Origin of the sequence: Bradyrhizobium sp. 192 (assembly GCF_023100965.1) — a bacterium.
In the GTDB taxonomy this organism is placed as follows: domain Bacteria; phylum Pseudomonadota; class Alphaproteobacteria; order Rhizobiales; family Xanthobacteraceae; genus Bradyrhizobium; species Bradyrhizobium symbiodeficiens.
On sequence record NZ_CP064690.1, the window covers coordinates 4,861,102 to 4,876,747 of the forward strand.

Genomic DNA, 15,646 nt, shown 5'->3' on the forward strand with positions numbered 1-15,646 from the left:
GAGCCGCACTCAATCGGCGGTCAGGATGTCCGGCTCCTTGAAGTTGTTCACGTCGAGCCCATGCTTCTTCAGAAGCTCCATATGCGTGCCGGCCTTCTGCACCTCGATCAGCGCAGCCAGCACGGCGTCGCGGAATTTCGGCTTGTCCTTGGGCACGGCGATACCGACAGAATACGGGATCGTCACCGCGATGGCCTTCTCCAGCTTGTCCGGATAGGCCTTCACCGCGCTGTCGACGGTGTTGACGTCGTTGACATAGGTGTCGGCACGGCCGGCGAGGATCGCCTGGATGCAGTTGGCGTTGTTGTCGTAGAGCTGGATGGTCGGCTCGGCCTTGCTGGCCTTCTTGCACTCGGGGATCAGGGCCTGGATCAGGGGCACCTCGACGTAGCCGGTGTTTTCGGCGGCAGCCGCGCCGCACATCGACATGTTGATGCCGTTGATGCCCTTCGGATTGCCCTTGGCGACCAGCACACCGTCGAACACCTTCGAGTAGGTGATGAAGTCGGCCGCCTTGGCACGCTCCTTGGTGGCATAGATGTCGGAGATGACGATGTCGGCCTGGCCCGCGGCCAATGTGGTCAGCAGTGCCGCGAATGTCACCGGCTTGTAGGTCAGCTTGAAGCCGAGGCATTCACCGATGGCCTCGCCGAGATCGATGTCGAAGCCGATATACTTGCTGGGATTCTTCGGATCGATCGTCTCATAGCCCGGCGTGTGCGGATTGATAGCGTTGACGAGCGTCTTGCCCTTCCAGTCCGGATATTTCTCCTGCAACGCGGCACAGGCGGCGGGCGCCGCAGCCTGTGCGCTCAGCGGTGCTGCGGCAACCAGGCCAAGGACGACGCTGGCGCCGAGCGCGAGCTTGCGCAAAGGCGTTGCGCGCGCCGTTCCCCGCCGCGCCTGGGGCAATACCCGTCTCTCCATGTCCCGCTCCTTCGAATTGTCATGGCAAAGGCCATGTTCCAGATCTCGGAGGCGAGCCTAGGGGGAGAGCCGGCGGGAAAGCTTGTCCGCGGGCGTACAAAAAATTGGATGGAGGGGGCCTGCGATTTGGGCAGGCGTCTGCCCAAAAACTGCTCGGGGCGCGAATTGGCGCGATACGCAATTGTCGAATTCGGGGGAATCAATGGTTTCGATTGAGAGAGATCTGCACGATCAAAGCCTCACACAGTGAGGCCGCTTGACCGAGATAAGACGGGCGCTGGACGCATCTGCCCGCCGACGCCGCGATATCCACAGCCTGTCCGCAGCATATCCACAGGCCGGCTATGCCGGATTCGCCAGCCCTCGCGAGGCACTTGCTGCGCACAAATCCACCGAGCCAGCCATGTCAGCCGCCGGCCTGATCGAACACGCTGCGGCAAGCCTCGCTCAAGCTTGAGCGGTTACGGCGCAGGCAGGCTGTGATGGCGCGGACATTGGGGATCTCGCCGGCGCAGAGCCGGTAGACGTCGGGCGTGCAGGCCCGGCGCTGTTCGGCCGTCCCCTGCCCGTGGGCGGCGGAGGCAAACAGCGTCAGGAACAGCCCGACCGTGGAGGCGCGGCGCGCCCGGCTCTTCACACCCGCAAACCGCAAGAACCTCGCCTTCATGACCAGTCTCCCATTCCGCCCTGCCCGCTCCGGCCTGCATTGGCCGGTATGCCAATGGGTTAAGAGAAATAAACCGCTGAAGATGTGATCTCTTTCACACTGCCGGCGCAGCGGAGGAACCTAGAGTTTCGCCGGGGATTTTTAGAAATCGCTAACCAATCGGGGCCCGATCGCCGGATCGTTAAAATGCGAACGATCGGCTCAACCGGGTAACAAACCGGCTTTGCGACATTGCGCCGTCCGCGTTCTGCGAGGGTGCGATGAGAAGCGAAGCCGAATTCAATCTGCTGCTGGATGCCGTCCGGGACGCCATGGTCGTTGAAGATTTTGCGCCCGCGCCGGAGGAGGAGTTCGTGCCACGCTCGTGGAGTTTTGACGCGACGTCCGGGAGAACTCCGATGGCCGCCAATGACAACGAGGGTGCCTGGCCCCTCCTGCCGTTCCCCGACGGCTGGTATGCGGCCTGCTGAGGCTGCTATCACTTTGAGCCGTAGCGACCGCCTCGCCGGCGTTTTGCCGTAGGCGCTGTGTGAAAGCCGGCGCCGCGACGATCAGGTCTTGACGCGTTCCTCGCCATCCTGCGGCACCCGGTCGGGTGCGGCCGATGGAAAGATGCTGTCATAGATCGCACGGGCCTCACGGATGAGACGAGCCCGCTCCAGCTCGGATTTCGGGACAAATCGGACGATGTCGCCCACGGGTGCTCCAGCGCTCGTTGATGTCAGTCGCATCACTTCGCAGATGCGAAGTGTATGCCAACGGGCGTGAATCCAGGGTTTCCAGCGCCCCCCGGGCAAATCCGGGGGACACCAAGAGGCGAGCCTCTCCGGCGCACCCAACGGAATACGTCAGAACTGAGTTCCGCTGGAAAATCAGACATTTATGATGGAGGCCACGTCGGGACTCGAACCCGAGTAAACGGTTTTGCAGACCGGCGCGTAACCACTCCGCCACGTGGCCCCGTAAGGGCGGACCAATATAGGGGATCAACGGGTTAGGCAACCGCCTTCGCCCAATTTTGGCCGGAGGCCGCCCCTAAAGCGCAATGAGATCTGGATGCATCCTCATCGCGCCCTAGCTCGTTGTTTGCGCATGATCTCTTCCGAAAACCGCTTCGCACTTTTCCGGATCATGCCTTAGCGGGGACCTTCGCACCGCTACGCGTTCCTCGCGCCGACCCGAGCCAGATATTGCGCGAGAATCGTATCGGTTACCCCGGCCGCGATGATCCGCCCCTGCTCCAGCAGAATCGCCCGGTTGCAGGTGCTCTGGATCAGCTCGATGTCGTGCGAGGCAAGCACCAGGACGCCGGCGCGGGCGACGATCTCATCGAGCCGCTGCCGCGCGCGCTGTCCTCGGTCCAGATGATCGGCGTGAGAAAGAAGACGAATTGCAGGCCGCTGACGATCGCCGAACCAATGTCGCGGAAACGCACGCAGAGCATGCCGAGCGCGACCGAGCCGCCGAGCAGCGCGAGGAACAGGATCGCAAAGCCGGGCAGCGCGAGCGGCATGCTCCAGTGCAGCGGCCAGGGCATCACGACGTAGAGCAGCACGACGATGACCAGATGATGCGCGAAGATGCGCACGTTGCGTGCGATCATCTGAAGGACATGAACGATCAGCGGCGCCGGCACCGCCGTGATGAGATGGCCGGACGCCACGAAGACGTTGGAGCCGTCCTGCAGCGTCGCGGCTAGATCCGCGACCTGTGCCGCCGACGGTCTCTAGACGCCCGCGCCTCGCGGTGCGATCGACCGTACAGATGAGTTCGGCCGAAGTCAGGCCCGTTTGCGCCGCCGGAAGTCGCGCCGGCCCTTCGGGGCAGGTTTGGGCGCCAGTTCCGGCATCTCGGCCTGGACCTCCCGGTAGCGTGTTAACAGCCGTTCGAAACTGGCGTTCAGGGTCTCCGCGATGTCGGGACGCCGCTCGAGGCCGGCGAGAATCGTTGCCGCGGCCTCGATGGTCGACAGCCCGTCCTTGCGCGGCTCCTTGCGCAGACGCCCATAGCGCGAGGGGTGCGCGGGGTTGAGGATCACGCGCTGGCACTTGAGCATCCAGGGATTGCGCCACCACAGCGCCTTGGCCTGGCTCCAGGTGCCGTCGAGCAGCACGATGCCTTCGAGCTTGCCGAGGATGGCGCGCTGGTTGTCCGCGACCTCGCCCTTGCGGTTGAGCGCGACGACCTCGGCTGCCGCTTCGAGATCGGCGGCACGGGCCGAACCGAGATAAAGCACGGCCCAGTGCGAAGCGTTCTCGACGTGATGGCCCAGCGCCTTGGACAGGCTCGGCCAGGACAGGCCGACCCGCACCGTCGCCTTGGCGAAATGCCCGGCAAGCAGGCGCGCTGTGCCGAGCGCCCTGTCCTGCTCCTGCGGGTGCTGCAGGATCAGGAGCGACAGCCGATTTTCAATCGGCGTGATGCTGTCGCAGATGCACAGCGGCATCGGCTTCTGGCAATGCGGGCACTCAGGAATCGGCTCGGCCGCGGCTGGATCTGGTGAGTTCGACATGGGCGCCGCTATACGCTTGATGCGGCGCTTCAACAACCTATTCCGCCGGCGCAGGCACCGGACGCGGCTCCGACCGCCGCCGCAGGCGGTCGATCAGCAGGTAGATCACGGGCGTGGTGTAGAGCGTCAGGATCTGCGAGACGAACAGACCGCCGATGATGGTGATGCCGAGCGGACGGCGCAGCTCCGTGCCGGGGCCGGTCGCCACCACGAGCGGAATGCCGGCGAACAGCGCCGCCATGGTCGTCATCAGGATCGGGCGGAAGCGCGCCTGGCAGGCCTCGAAGATCGCCTCCGCCGAGGACAGGCCGCGCTGGCGTTCGGCGTCGAGCGCGAAATCCACCATCATGATGCCGTTCTTCTTGACGATGCCGATCAAGAGGATGATGCCGACGAAGGCGATCACCGTCAGCGGCGTATTGGTGAGCTGCAGGGCGAGCAGCGCACCCAACCCGGCCGAGGGCAGCGTCGAGATGATCGTGAGCGGATGGGCGAGGCTCTCATAGAGCACCCCGAGCACGATATACATCGCCACCAGCGCGCCGAGGATCAGCAGCGGCTGGCGGCCGCTGGTCTTGGCGAAGTCGGCGGCATTGCCGTCGAAGCTGCCGCGGATGCCTTCGGGCATGTGCAGTTCTTCCACCGCGCGCTGGATGTTCTGCGTCGCCGCCTGAAGCTGCACGTCCGGCAGCAGGTTGAACGACACCGTGGTCGAAGGGAACGACTGCGAATGATAGACCGCGAGCGCGGCCAGTCCGCGCGTCGCATGCACCACGGCCGACAGCGGCACCTGCGCATCGCCCGCGCCGGCAACGTAGATACGCTCGAGGTTGGAGGGATCGACCTGGAATTTCGGATTGATCTCCAGCACGGTCATGTACTGGTTGCGCTGGGTGTAGATGATCGAGATCTGCCGCTGCGAGAACGCGTTGTTCAGCGCGTTGTCGATATCCTGAACCCTGACACCGAGCGCCGAGGCCTTCTGGCGGTCGATCGTGAGCGTGAGCTGGAGGCCGCCGGGATCGCGATCGCTGGAGACGTCGGTGATACCCTCGACGCTTTCCATGCGCTTGGCGACAATCGGAGCCCATTTCTGCAGCAAACCGAGGTCGGTGCTGGTCAGCGTGTACTGGTAGTCGGAGTCGCTCTGCCGTCCGCCGGCGCGCACATCCTGGGCGGCGAACATGAAGAGGCGGATGCCGGGCACCGGGAACAATGCGCGCCGCAGGCGATCGATCACGACCTGCGTCGAAACGTGATTGCGCTCCTCCGGCGGCTTCAGGCTGATGAACATGGTGCCGCGGTTCGAGGTTGCGCCGCCCGGCCCGCCTCCGCCGCCGACCGTCGAGCCGATGCCGGCCACCGCCGGATCCTGCATGACGATGTCGGCGAGCCGCTGCTGAAGGCTAAGCATAGACTGGAACGAGATGTCCGCGGAGGCGCGCGTCGCGCCGATGACGAAGCCAGAATCGTCGGTCGGAAAATAGCCCTTGGGGACCTTGATGTAGAGCATCACCGTCAGCCCGATCGTGGCGAAGAACACCAGCAGCGTCAGCAGCGGGAATTCCAGGACGGTACGCAGGGTGCGGGCATAGAATGCGACGATTCGCGACAGCGATCCCTCGATGATGCGATCGAACAGCGTCGCGGTGCCGGACGTGGTTTGCCGGATGTAATGGGCGCAGATCATCGGCGTGACCGTCAGCGACACCAGCGTCGACACCACGATCGCGAAGGTCAGCGTCAGCGAAAACTCGCGCAGCAGACGACCGACAATGCCGTCCATGAAGATCAACGGCGTGAACGCTGCGATCAGCGACAGGCTGATCGAGACCACGGTGAAGCCGATCTGCCTGGCGCCCTCGATCGCCGCTTGGAACGGCCGCATGCCGTGCTCGAGATTGCGGTACATGTTCTCGATCATGACGATGGCGTCGTCGACCACGAATCCGACCGAGATCGCCAGCGCCATCAGCGACAGATTGTCGATCGAGAAGCCCGCGACCCACATGCCGGCGCAGGTGCCGGCCAGCGCCAGCGGCACCGAGATGCCAGCCGCGATCGTCGGCGTCAGACGGCGCAGGAACACGAACACCACGACCATCACCAGGATGGCAGTCGCCAGCAGCGTCCATTGCATGTCCATGACGCTGGCGCGGATCGTGCTGGTGCGGTCGACCAGGGTGGAGACCTCCACGCCGGCCGGAATCCACTGCTTCAGCTCGGGGATCAGCGCCTTCACCCGGTCGACGGTATCGATGACGTTGGCGTCGCCCTGTTTGGTGATCTGGATCAGCACCGCCGGCTGCTTGTTAAACCACGCGATCGAACGGGCATTGCGGACGCCATCCTCGATCTCGGCGACGTCGGACAGCCGCAGGAAACTGCCGTTCGCGCTCTTGATGATGATGTCCCGGAATTCCTTGGCCGTGCGCATCTGCTTGTTTAGCGACAGCGTCTCACTCTGGCGCTCGCCGTTGAAGATGCCGACGGGGCCGAGCGGATTGGCGTTGATGATGGCAGTCCGGACGTCGTCGGTGGCGATGCCGGCGTTCGACAGCGCCACAGGATTGAGCTGGATCCGCACCGCCGGCTGGTCCGCGCCGCTGATCGTCACGTTGCCGACGCCGGGGACCTGGGAGATGCGCTGGGCCAGCACGGTGTCGGCGACATCGTAGATCGCGCTTGCCGCAAGGGTCTTCGAGGTCAGCGCCAATACGAAGACGGGCGCTCCGGCGGTGTTGGCCTTGCGGAAGCGCGGAAGCGCCGGCAGGTCGCTCGGCAGGTCGACCAGCGATGCGTTGATCGCCGCCTGCACGTCGCGCGCGGCCTTGTCGATGTTGCGGCCGATGTCGAACTGGAGCTGGATGTTGGTGGTGCCCAGCGACGACGTCGATGTGATCTGGTTGATGCCGGCAATCTCGCCGAGCCGCCGCTCCAACGGCGAAGCCACGGTCGCCGCCATCACGGACGGATCGGCGCCCGGCCGGCTGGCCGAGACGAAGATGGCGGGAAAATCGACGTTCGGGACCGAGGCGACGGGAAGGAAATCGTAGGCCACGACACCCAGCAGGAACAACCCGATCGACAGCAGCGTGGTCGCGACCGGGCGGCGAATGAAGGGTTCCGAGATCGATGCCATCACTGCATCCCCTCGGTCGCGCCCGCGACCGGCGGACCTCCCGGCTCGGCCGGCGGCAGCGCGCGCTCGAGGCGGCGGTTGATGCGGTCGAGCGCGAGGTAGATCACGGGCGTGGTGTAGAGCGTCAGCAACTGGCTCAGCAACAGGCCGCCGATGATGGAGATGCCGAGCGGGAAGCGCAGCTCGGCGCCGGTGCCGCTCTCGATTGCGAGCGGCAGCGCACCGAACAGCGCTGCCAGCGTCGTCATCATGATCGGTCGAAAGCGCAAAAGGCACGCCTGCACGATCGCTTCCTGCGGCGACATGCCCTGCCCGCGCTCGGCTTCGAGCGCGAAGTCGATCATCATGATCGCGTTCTTCTTGACGATGCCCATCAGCAGGATGATGCCGATCAGGCCGATCACCGAGAGGTCCTGCCCGCACAGCATCAGCGCGAGGATGGCGCCGACGCCGGCCGAGGGCAGCGTCGAGAGGATCGTGATCGGGTGGATGTAACTCTCATAGAGCACGCCCAGCACGATGTAGATCGTGATCACGGCGGCGAGCAGCAGCCATGGCTGTCCTGCCAGCGCCTTGGCAAATTCGGCGGCGTCGCCGGAATAAACGCCGACGATGCTGTTGGGCATTGCGATACGGGTCTCGATCGTCTTGACCGCTTCGACGGCATCGCCGAGCGCTGCGCCCGGCGCCAGGTTGAAGCTGAGGGAGATCGCGGGGAATTGCGCCTGATGGGAGATCGCCAGCGGCGCAGTGGTGCGCTTCAGCGTCGCCACGGCCGACAGCGGCACCTGCGCGTTGGGCGTGCCTGCGGTCGCGCTCGCGGCCCCCGGCAGATAGAGCTTCGACAGGATCGAGGGATCGCGCTGGTACATCGGCAGCGCCTCCAGCACCACGCGGTACTGGTTGGCCTGGCCGTAGATGGTCGAGATCTGTCGCTGTGCGAAGGCGTCGTTCAGCGTGTCGGTGATGCCTTGCAGGCTGACGCCGAGCTGGCCGGCACGGGTGCGGTCGACATCGAGCTGCGCGCGCAGGCCGCCTTCCTGCGCCTCCGAGGAGACATCGCGGAACAATGGATCGCGCCGCATCTCCGCGACCAGCTTGCGCGCCCATTCCGACACCAGCGCCGCATCCGTGCCGGTCAACGTGTACTGGTACTGCGAGCGGCTCGACTGGGTCGAGATCTGCACGTCCTGCACCGGCTGGAAATAGACGGTCATTCCGGGGATGCCGGACACCCTCTCCTTCAGCCGGACAATGACCGCGCTGACATCGTCGCGCCGCTCGCCGCGCGGCTTCAGCGACATGACGAGGCGGCCGACATTCGTAGTCGGGTTGACCGAGCCCGCCCCGATGACCGACACCACCCCGGTCACATCAGGATCGGCCTTGATGGCATCGGCAACCTCGGTCTGCCGCTTCCGCATCTCCGCAAACGACACGTCGGGCCCCGCCTCCGTCACCGCCGTGATCGAGGCGGTGTCCTGAAGCGGCAGGAAGCCTTTTGGCGCGACGACGTAGAGGACGAGAGTCGCGACCAGCGTGGCGAAGGTCACGACCAGCGTCGTGCGCTGGTGCTGCAACACCACCAGCAGCGTACGGTGGTAGGCCTCGACGGTGCGGTCGATGAAACGGCTGATGGCGGCGAGGCCCGGCACCGCCAGCTCCTCATGCGCGTGCTTGAGCAGCCGCGAGCACATCATCGGCGTCAGCGTCAGCGAGACCACGGCCGAGGTCACGACCGCGATCGTCAGTGTCAGCGCGAATTCGCGGAACATTCGCCCGACGAGGCCTGACATGAACAGCAGCGGGATGAACACCGCGATCAGCGACACCGTCAGCGAGATCACGGTGAAGCCGATCTCGCTGGCGCCCTTCAGCGAGGCCTCCATCGCGCTGTCGCCGTTCTCCATGTGGCGGACGATGTTCTCGATCATCACGATGGCGTCGTCGACGACGAAGCCGGTGCCGATCGTCAGCGCCATCAGCGACAGATTGTCGAGGCTGAAGCCGGCGAAATACATGATGCCGAAGCTCGTGATCAGCGACAGCGGCAATGCCACGCCGGCGATCAGGGTCGCCCGCAGCGAGCGCAGGAACAGCAGCACCACCAGCGTCACCAGCACGACACTGAGGACCAGCGTGAACTGCACATCGTGGACCGAAGCGCGGATGGTCACGGTGCGGTCGGAGACGATAGTGAGGTTCACGCCGGCTGGGATCGCGCGCTGCACCTTGGGGATTTCGGCGCGGATCTGGCTAACGACGTCGATGACATTGGCGCCGGGCTGGCGCTGGATGTCGATGATGACGGCCGGCGTGCCCTGGTACCAGCCGCCGGTGCGGTCGTTCTCCAGGCCGTCGACGATCTGCGCGACGTCGGCGATAGTGACCGGCGAACCGTTGCGGTAGGCGATGATGATGGGCTTGTAGGCGTCGGCGGCGGCGATCTGGTCGTTGGCCGCGATGATGTAGGCCTGCTGGGCGCCGTCGAGCGAGCCTTTCGGCCCGGAGACATTGGCATTGGCGATCGCAGTGCGCAGATCTTCCATGGCAATGCCGTAGGCGGCGAGCCGCGCCAGGTCTGCCTGGATGCGTACGGCCGGCTTCAGACCGCCCAGCACCGAGACGCGCCCGACGCCGGAAATCTGGCTCAGCCGCTGCGCCAGCAGCGTATCCGCGATGTCGCTCATGGCCCGCAGCGAGATGGTGTCGGAGCGCAGCGCCAGCGTCATCACCGGAGCGTCCGCCGGGTTCACCTTGGCGTAGGTCGGCGGATAAGGCAGCGTCTTGGGCAGCACGCCCGCCGCGGCGTTGATCGCGGCCTGCACGTCCTGGGTCGCGCCGTCGATGTCGCGGTTGAGATCGAACTGCAGCGATATCTGGCTGACGCCGAAGGAGCTGGTCGAATTCATCGCCGACAGCGAAGGGATCTGGCCGAGCTGCCGCTCCAGGGGCGCTGTGATCAGCGAGGCGATCACGTCGGGGCTCGCGCCTGGAAGCTGCGTCGTCACCTGCACGGTCGGGAAATCGACCTGCGGCAGCGCCGAGACCGGCAGCGCGAAATAGCCCAGCAGCCCGCCGATCAGAAGCGCGATGCCAAGCAGCGAGGTCGCGATGGGACGGCGGATGAAGGGTTCGGAGACACCCATGGGATCTGCCTACCGCGTCAAGCGGCTGTTGTCGGGATCGGGATCATGGTTGTTTGGCTCCACTTCCCGATGCACCAGGCCCTGGTGCCGGCCCGGTCTGTCCCTTCTGGTCACCCTCGCTGCTCCTGCGCTTGGCGCGGAACTCGCTGTCCTTACCTTGTCCGTCCTTTTGGCCTTCCTTGGCACCGTCCTTCTTCTGGCCGTCCGGACCGCGCGTGCGCTTGCGGGGCGCGAGATCGGCCGACGGGGTCTGGTCATCGCGGCCGATGACCACCTTCGAGCCGTCGGACAGATTGGCAAAGCCCGTGGTCACGACCCTGTCGTTCGCCGACAGGCCGCTCGCGATGACAGCATCATGCTCGTTTTGCTGGGTCACCGTCACGGGTTTGGCCGAGACCAGATTATCCTCGCCGATGACGTAGCTGAACGTCCCGATCGGGCCGCGCTGTACGGCCGACGTCGGCACCACCAGCGCCTGCATCAGCGTCTCGACCTTGAGGCGAACGTTCACGAACTGGCCCGGCCAGAGCTGGTAGTTGGCGTTGGGAAATTCCGCCTTGAGCTTGAGCGTGCCGGTGGTCTGGTCGACCTGGTTGTCGATGCCGGTGAGCTTGCCGGTGTCGATCACCGTGACGCCGTCGTTGCCGAACACATCGACTGCGAGCGGACCCTTGGCGGCCGCGGCGTTGACGCGCATGATCTGTTGCTGCGGCAAGCTGAACCACACCGCGATCGGCTGCAATTGCGTGATCACCACGAGCCCCGTGGTGTCGGAGGCGTGGACGATGTTGCCCTGGTCGACCTGACGCAGACCGGCCCGACCGGAGATCGGCGCCACGATCTTGGTATAGCTTAGCGTCGCCGCCGCGTTGTCGATCGCGGCCTGGTCGGCCTTGACCAACGCCTCGGTCTGCGCGACCAGCGCGCGCTGGGTGTCGGCCTGCTGCTTGGAGCCGGCATTGGAGGCAGCGAGCTGCTCATACCGTGTCAGGTCGATGCGCTGGTTGGCGAGCTGGGCCTGATCCTGCGCCTTCTTGGCGACCGCCTGATCGTAGGTGGCCTGGTAGAGCGCGGGATCGATCTCGCCTAGCACGTCGCCCTTCTTGACGTCCTGCCCTTCCGTAAAATTCACGGCGATGAGCTTGCCGTCGACCTGCGAGCGCACGGTCACGGTGTTGAGCGCGCGAATCGCGCCGACGCCGTCGAGATAGACAGGAACATCCTGGATGCGCGGCGTCGCCGCCAGCACCGGCACCGGCAGATCGGGCCGCTGGTTGCGGCCGTTCGCCTGCTGCGGCTGCTGATGCCAGACGGTCCAGCCGTAATAACCGAGCCCGCCGAGGATCGCGAGCGTGATCAGGGTCATGATGAAGCCGCGGCCGCGCGGTTTCTTCGCCGTCCCCTGCTCTACGCCTTGCTTGCTATCCGGCTTAAAGAGCATTGACCGGTTTCTCCATGCGCGGCTCCCAGCCGCCGCCGAGCGCCTGATACAGGCTGACGATGGCGAGCAAGCGGGCCAGTTGCGCCTGTGACAGCGCGTCTTCCGCCTGGAACAGGGTCAGTTGAGTGTTGAGCACGGTCACGATGTCGGCGGTGCCGGCGCGCAATTGCTGCTCGGCGAGATCGAAGGCGCGCCGCGAGGCCGTGACGACATCGCGCTGCAATTGAAGCTTGATCGTGGTCTGCTTGATCGAGAACAGCGCATTGTCGACGTCGGCAAAGGACTGAATGATCGTCTTGCGATAGGTCTGGAGCAACTCGTCCTGCCGCGCCTTGGCGAACTCGAAATTGCCAAGGATCCTGCCGCCGTCGAAGATCGGTTGCGTAGCGCTGCCGACGAGCTGGAAGAAGGCCGCATGGGGCTGGAACAGCGAGACCAGGGCCGAGCTCTGATAGCCGCCATTCCCGGTGAGCTGGATGGTCGGAAAGAACTGCGCGCGGGCGTTGCCGATATTCGCCGTCGCCGAGGCGAGCTGCGCCTCCTGCCGGCGAATATCCGGCCGCTGCGTCAGCAGCTCCGACGGCAGGCCGGGTGTCACACGCGGGATCGCGATCCGGTCCAGCGAGCCGCCAAGCACGCGCACGCTTTCCGGCGGGCGCGAGACCAGCACGGCGAGCGCGTTGACGTTCTGGTCGAGCGTCTGGCGCAGCGGCGGCACCAGGGCCTTCTGGTTGGCAAGCACGCTCTCCTGCTGGGCGACGTCGAGATCGGTGCCGGTGCCGGCCTTGCGCCGCTCCCTCACGGCATCGAGGATGCGCTGCGCGCTCGCAATGTTGCGCTGTGAAGTCCTGATGCGGTCCTGCGAGGACAGCACCTGGAAATAGGCATTGGCAACGGCTGCGAGCGTCGTCAGCGCGACGGTGTCGCGGTCAAAGCGGTTGGCGTTCGCCGTCTCCTCAGCCGTCTGCAGCGCATCCCGGTTCTGACCCCAGAAGTCGAGCTGGTAGCTCGCGCTCAGCGATGCCTGGTAGTTGACGACCTCGCGGCCGCCATTGGTAAGCCCTGAAGCGGAGGAGCCGGAGGTGCGCGAATAGGCCTCCTGCCCGGTGCCGGACAAGTTCGGCAGCAGCGCCGCGCCCGCCTGCCGGGCCTGGGCGTCAGCCTGGACGATGCGCGCCACTGCGGCGGCGATGTCGAGATTGACGGTCTGCGCCTCCTCCATCAACTGCGTCAGCTCCGCGGAGCGGAAGCTGCGCCACCAATCCAGCGACGGCGGCGCATCCGCCTTCCCGGCATATTTGTACTGCGCGGGAACATCGAGGGCGGGATCGGGAAGATCCTGGGTCAGCACGCAAGCGCCGGAACCGACGGCGAGGCACACCACCGCAAGCCAGCGCGCCGCGCGCAGCGTCGTCCGGGATGCAGAACCTTCAGACCGCTGCACGGCGATCCCAGGAACATCCTGTGTCACATCCATCCCCCGCGGGGCAGATCGAACCGCCGCGCAGCCGGATTAACCGATTCGCGGCGGGACAGTCGGGGGTCTTTGGACAACTCATTCACAGGCGGCGATGCTTTCTGCGGAACCTCAAAAATCATACTAGCCGGGCGCCGAACTGCGGGACAGTCCCGCAGTTGCGAAATGGCCACGCAAACGAAGTGGAACGAACCACCTTAAATTCAAAAGGTCGTTGTCTTGCAGTTATTTTTCTCATTTTGAAATATTGAGATGCCCAATCAAGCTTACCAAGATTTCATGTGATATTGCTGCCACAGCGACACTTGGGCCTTTTCCGTCCGAACGCACCGTGCCGCTTCGGTCGCGCTCACTGGCTGAGTCATCCCACAAGCCCGTCAATCGCCGAGAGAAGGCCGTTCTTCGGGCAGATTTGATTTCGGCCATCCAGGCGCCATCTACAGCCATCGATGGCGGGAAGTCCCGCTCTTGGCAAAAATTGGTCGCGAGGAGGCGGATGACGACTGTCATCTTCCCTGGCCGGACGGAGCGCGGGCATTTCCTCCTCCCGATGTCCCGGCTTGCGGCCGAGCGCATCGTCGCCGGGCGCGTCTCTCAGGAATATCGTTGTTTGAGCAGAGGTTTCGCCCGGTTTCGCCGCAGCGCAAAAGCCTTCCCCTTTGGCCTCCCAGGCACTACGTTCTGGCCAACCAGATCAACCTCCTTGGTAGCGATTTCCCCGACATGATCATTCGAAACGACGTTGTCGAAGCCATCGGCAACACCCCGCTCATCAAGCTGAAGCGCGCCTCGGAATTGACCGGCTGCACCATTCTCGGCAAGGCCGAGTTCATGAATCCCGGCCAGTCGGTGAAGGATCGCGCCGGCAAATGGATGATCCTCGAAGCCGAGAAGCGCGGCGAGCTCAAGCCCGGCGGTCTCGTGGTGGAATCGACCGCCGGCAATACCGGCATTGGCCTTGCGGTCGTCGCGAGCGCGCGCGGCTATCGCACCCTGATCGTGATCCCGGAGACGCAGAGCCAGGAGAAGAAGGACTTTCTGAAGCTGTGCGGCGCCGAGCTGCTGGAATCGCCGGCACTGCCCTACTCCAATCCCAACAACTACCAGCATGTCGGCCGCCGCCTCGCCGACGAGTTGCGCAAGACCGAACCTAATGGCGTGCTGTTCGCGGACCAGTGGAACAATCTCGACAATGCCAAGGCGCATTACGAGTCGACGGGACCCGAAATCTGGCAGCAGACCGGCGGCACGGTCGACGGTTTCGTCTGCTCGGTCGGCAGCGGCGGCACGCTCGCCGGCACCAGTCGCTACCTCAAGGAGAAGAACAAGAACATTCGTATCGCTTGTGCAGACCCGCACGGCGCCGGCATGTACGAATACTTCAGGACCGGCGATGCCAAGGCGACGCCGGGCGGCTCGATCACCGAGGGCATCGGCCTCAACCGGGCGACCGCGATCGTCGAGACCGCGAAGGTCGATGACGCCTATCTCATTCCCGATGCCGAAGCCGTCGGCGTGATCTACGAGCTGCTGCAGCACGAGGGCCTGTGCCTCGGCGGCTCGACCGGCGTCAACGTCGTGGGCGCCATGCGCCTCGCCAGGCAGCTCGGACCCGGCAAGACGATCGTCACCGTGCTGTGCGATTCCGGCAGCCGCTATCAGTCGAAGCTGTTCAACGCGGACTTCATGCGCGCCAAGAACCTGCCCGTGCCGGAATGGCTCGAGAAGCGCAGCAACATCAAGCTGCCGTTCGTCTAGAAAGTCGAACGGCACCTCATCTCGTCGTGCTTCAGGCGTGATCGTCGCCGCTCGGCCAGAACAACAGCGCCAGCGTCAGCACGAGATTGGCGATGCCGCCGACGATCGTGCCGGTATGATTCTGGCCGATCGCATAGGCGGGAAACCGCGTCGCGACGACATAGTCGACGATCATGAGCGCGATCCAGGCCGGGACCACGCAAACCGGGTCCCACCCGATGTCCCGGAAGCGCATCGAGTAAAGCGTCACGGTCGCCAGCGCGAAGAATGCGATCGCTGCGATCATCCCCCAACTCTTCAGGAGATCCGCGGGACGAACATTGGCCGGCGTGATGTCGCGCAGCACGGACATCGCGACAGCAAAGCAGATCGCGGTCGTCACCACCGCAAGCACGATCGTGGCTAGGAAGAACTGCAAGCGTCCCAGCCGGGTATTGAGGCCGAATACGAGGTCGAGCATTGGCACACCCTTTTGGTGCCACATGCGCCCAAACAGCTTTCGGACCGGTGAAGCGGGCTGCTGCAAGCAGCCTCATGGTTTCCGGACGACTAAGCCGGTTCCGGCAATGCGCG

General features: G+C 64.7%; 13 protein-coding genes and 1 tRNA gene. 2 read left to right on the plus strand and 12 right to left on the minus strand.

The genetic code is table 11. The features are described 5' to 3' along the window. Positions 1-9: 9 nt before the first annotated feature. Both IVB24_RS22220 and IVB24_RS22225 read right to left on the minus strand, forming a co-directional pair. Positions 10-927, minus strand: a complete 918-nt coding sequence (locus tag IVB24_RS22220; RefSeq protein ID WP_247768719.1) for an ABC transporter substrate-binding protein — start codon at positions 925-927, stop codon at positions 10-12. 406 nt (positions 928-1,333) lie between these two features. Beyond that, the gene (locus IVB24_RS22225) at positions 1,334-1,594 is read right to left on the minus strand and encodes a hypothetical protein (protein ID WP_094974207.1); all 261 of its coding nucleotides are present in this window, start codon (positions 1,592-1,594) and stop codon (positions 1,334-1,336) included. 260 nt (positions 1,595-1,854) lie between these two features. On the opposite strand from IVB24_RS22225, the gene IVB24_RS22230 reads away from it, so the two are divergent. Continuing rightward, positions 1,855-2,064, plus strand: a complete 210-nt coding sequence (locus IVB24_RS22230) for a hypothetical protein (protein WP_094974208.1) — start codon at positions 1,855-1,857, stop codon at positions 2,062-2,064. 81 nt (positions 2,065-2,145) lie between these two features. On the opposite strand, the gene IVB24_RS22235 is transcribed toward IVB24_RS22230, so the two are convergent. The 9 genes from IVB24_RS22235 to IVB24_RS22275 form a co-directional block, all read right to left on the minus strand. Further along, positions 2,146-2,292: a hypothetical protein gene (locus tag IVB24_RS22235; protein ID WP_155527929.1), complete on the minus strand. Its 147-nt coding sequence runs from the start codon at positions 2,290-2,292 to the stop codon at positions 2,146-2,148. A 188-nt stretch (positions 2,293-2,480) separates the two neighbouring features. Continuing rightward, positions 2,481-2,554, minus strand: a tRNA-Cys gene (locus IVB24_RS22240). Positions 2,555-2,867: 313 nt separating this feature from the next. Beyond that, a complete protein-coding gene (locus IVB24_RS22245) occupies positions 2,868-3,257 on the minus strand; it encodes a hypothetical protein (protein ID WP_247768721.1) in 390 nt (129 codons plus the stop codon). Positions 3,258-3,374: 117 nt separating this feature from the next. Then, positions 3,375-4,106: a tRNA-uridine aminocarboxypropyltransferase gene (locus tag IVB24_RS22250; protein ID WP_247768723.1), complete on the minus strand. Its 732-nt coding sequence runs from the start codon at positions 4,104-4,106 to the stop codon at positions 3,375-3,377. Between the two features lie 37 nt (positions 4,107-4,143). Then, on the minus strand, positions 4,144-7,248 hold the full coding sequence (locus IVB24_RS22255; protein WP_247768725.1) for an efflux RND transporter permease subunit: 3,105 nt from the start codon (positions 7,246-7,248) through the stop codon (positions 4,144-4,146). After that, positions 7,248-10,397 carry an efflux RND transporter permease subunit gene (locus tag IVB24_RS22260; protein WP_094974212.1) on the minus strand — a complete coding sequence of 1,050 codons (3,150 nt, stop codon included), beginning with the start codon at positions 10,395-10,397 and terminating at the stop codon, positions 7,248-7,250. The genes IVB24_RS22255 and IVB24_RS22260 overlap by 1 nt, the downstream gene beginning before the upstream one ends. 43 nt (positions 10,398-10,440) lie before the next feature. Beyond that, the gene (locus IVB24_RS22265) at positions 10,441-11,838 is read right to left on the minus strand and encodes an efflux RND transporter periplasmic adaptor subunit (RefSeq protein ID WP_247768735.1); all 1,398 of its coding nucleotides are present in this window, start codon (positions 11,836-11,838) and stop codon (positions 10,441-10,443) included. Then, on the minus strand, positions 11,828-13,315 hold the full coding sequence (locus IVB24_RS22270) for an efflux transporter outer membrane subunit (protein ID WP_247768737.1): 1,488 nt from the start codon (positions 13,313-13,315) through the stop codon (positions 11,828-11,830). Before IVB24_RS22270 ends, IVB24_RS22265 begins: the two co-directional genes overlap by 11 nt. Before the next feature lie 234 nt (positions 13,316-13,549). Next, complete coding sequence (locus tag IVB24_RS22275; protein WP_247768739.1) at positions 13,550-13,825, minus strand: hypothetical protein; 276 nt, start codon at positions 13,823-13,825, stop codon at positions 13,550-13,552. 213 nt (positions 13,826-14,038) lie between these two features. Between IVB24_RS22275 and IVB24_RS22280 the strand changes: the two genes are divergently transcribed. Continuing rightward, positions 14,039-15,073 carry a cysteine synthase A gene (locus tag IVB24_RS22280; protein WP_140479574.1) on the plus strand — a complete coding sequence of 345 codons (1,035 nt, stop codon included), beginning with the start codon at positions 14,039-14,041 and terminating at the stop codon, positions 15,071-15,073. A 31-nt stretch (positions 15,074-15,104) separates the two neighbouring features. On the opposite strand, the gene IVB24_RS22285 is transcribed toward IVB24_RS22280, so the two are convergent. Beyond that, complete coding sequence (locus IVB24_RS22285; protein WP_181956769.1) at positions 15,105-15,533, minus strand: hypothetical protein; 429 nt, start codon at positions 15,531-15,533, stop codon at positions 15,105-15,107. Positions 15,534-15,646 lie beyond the last annotated feature (113 nt).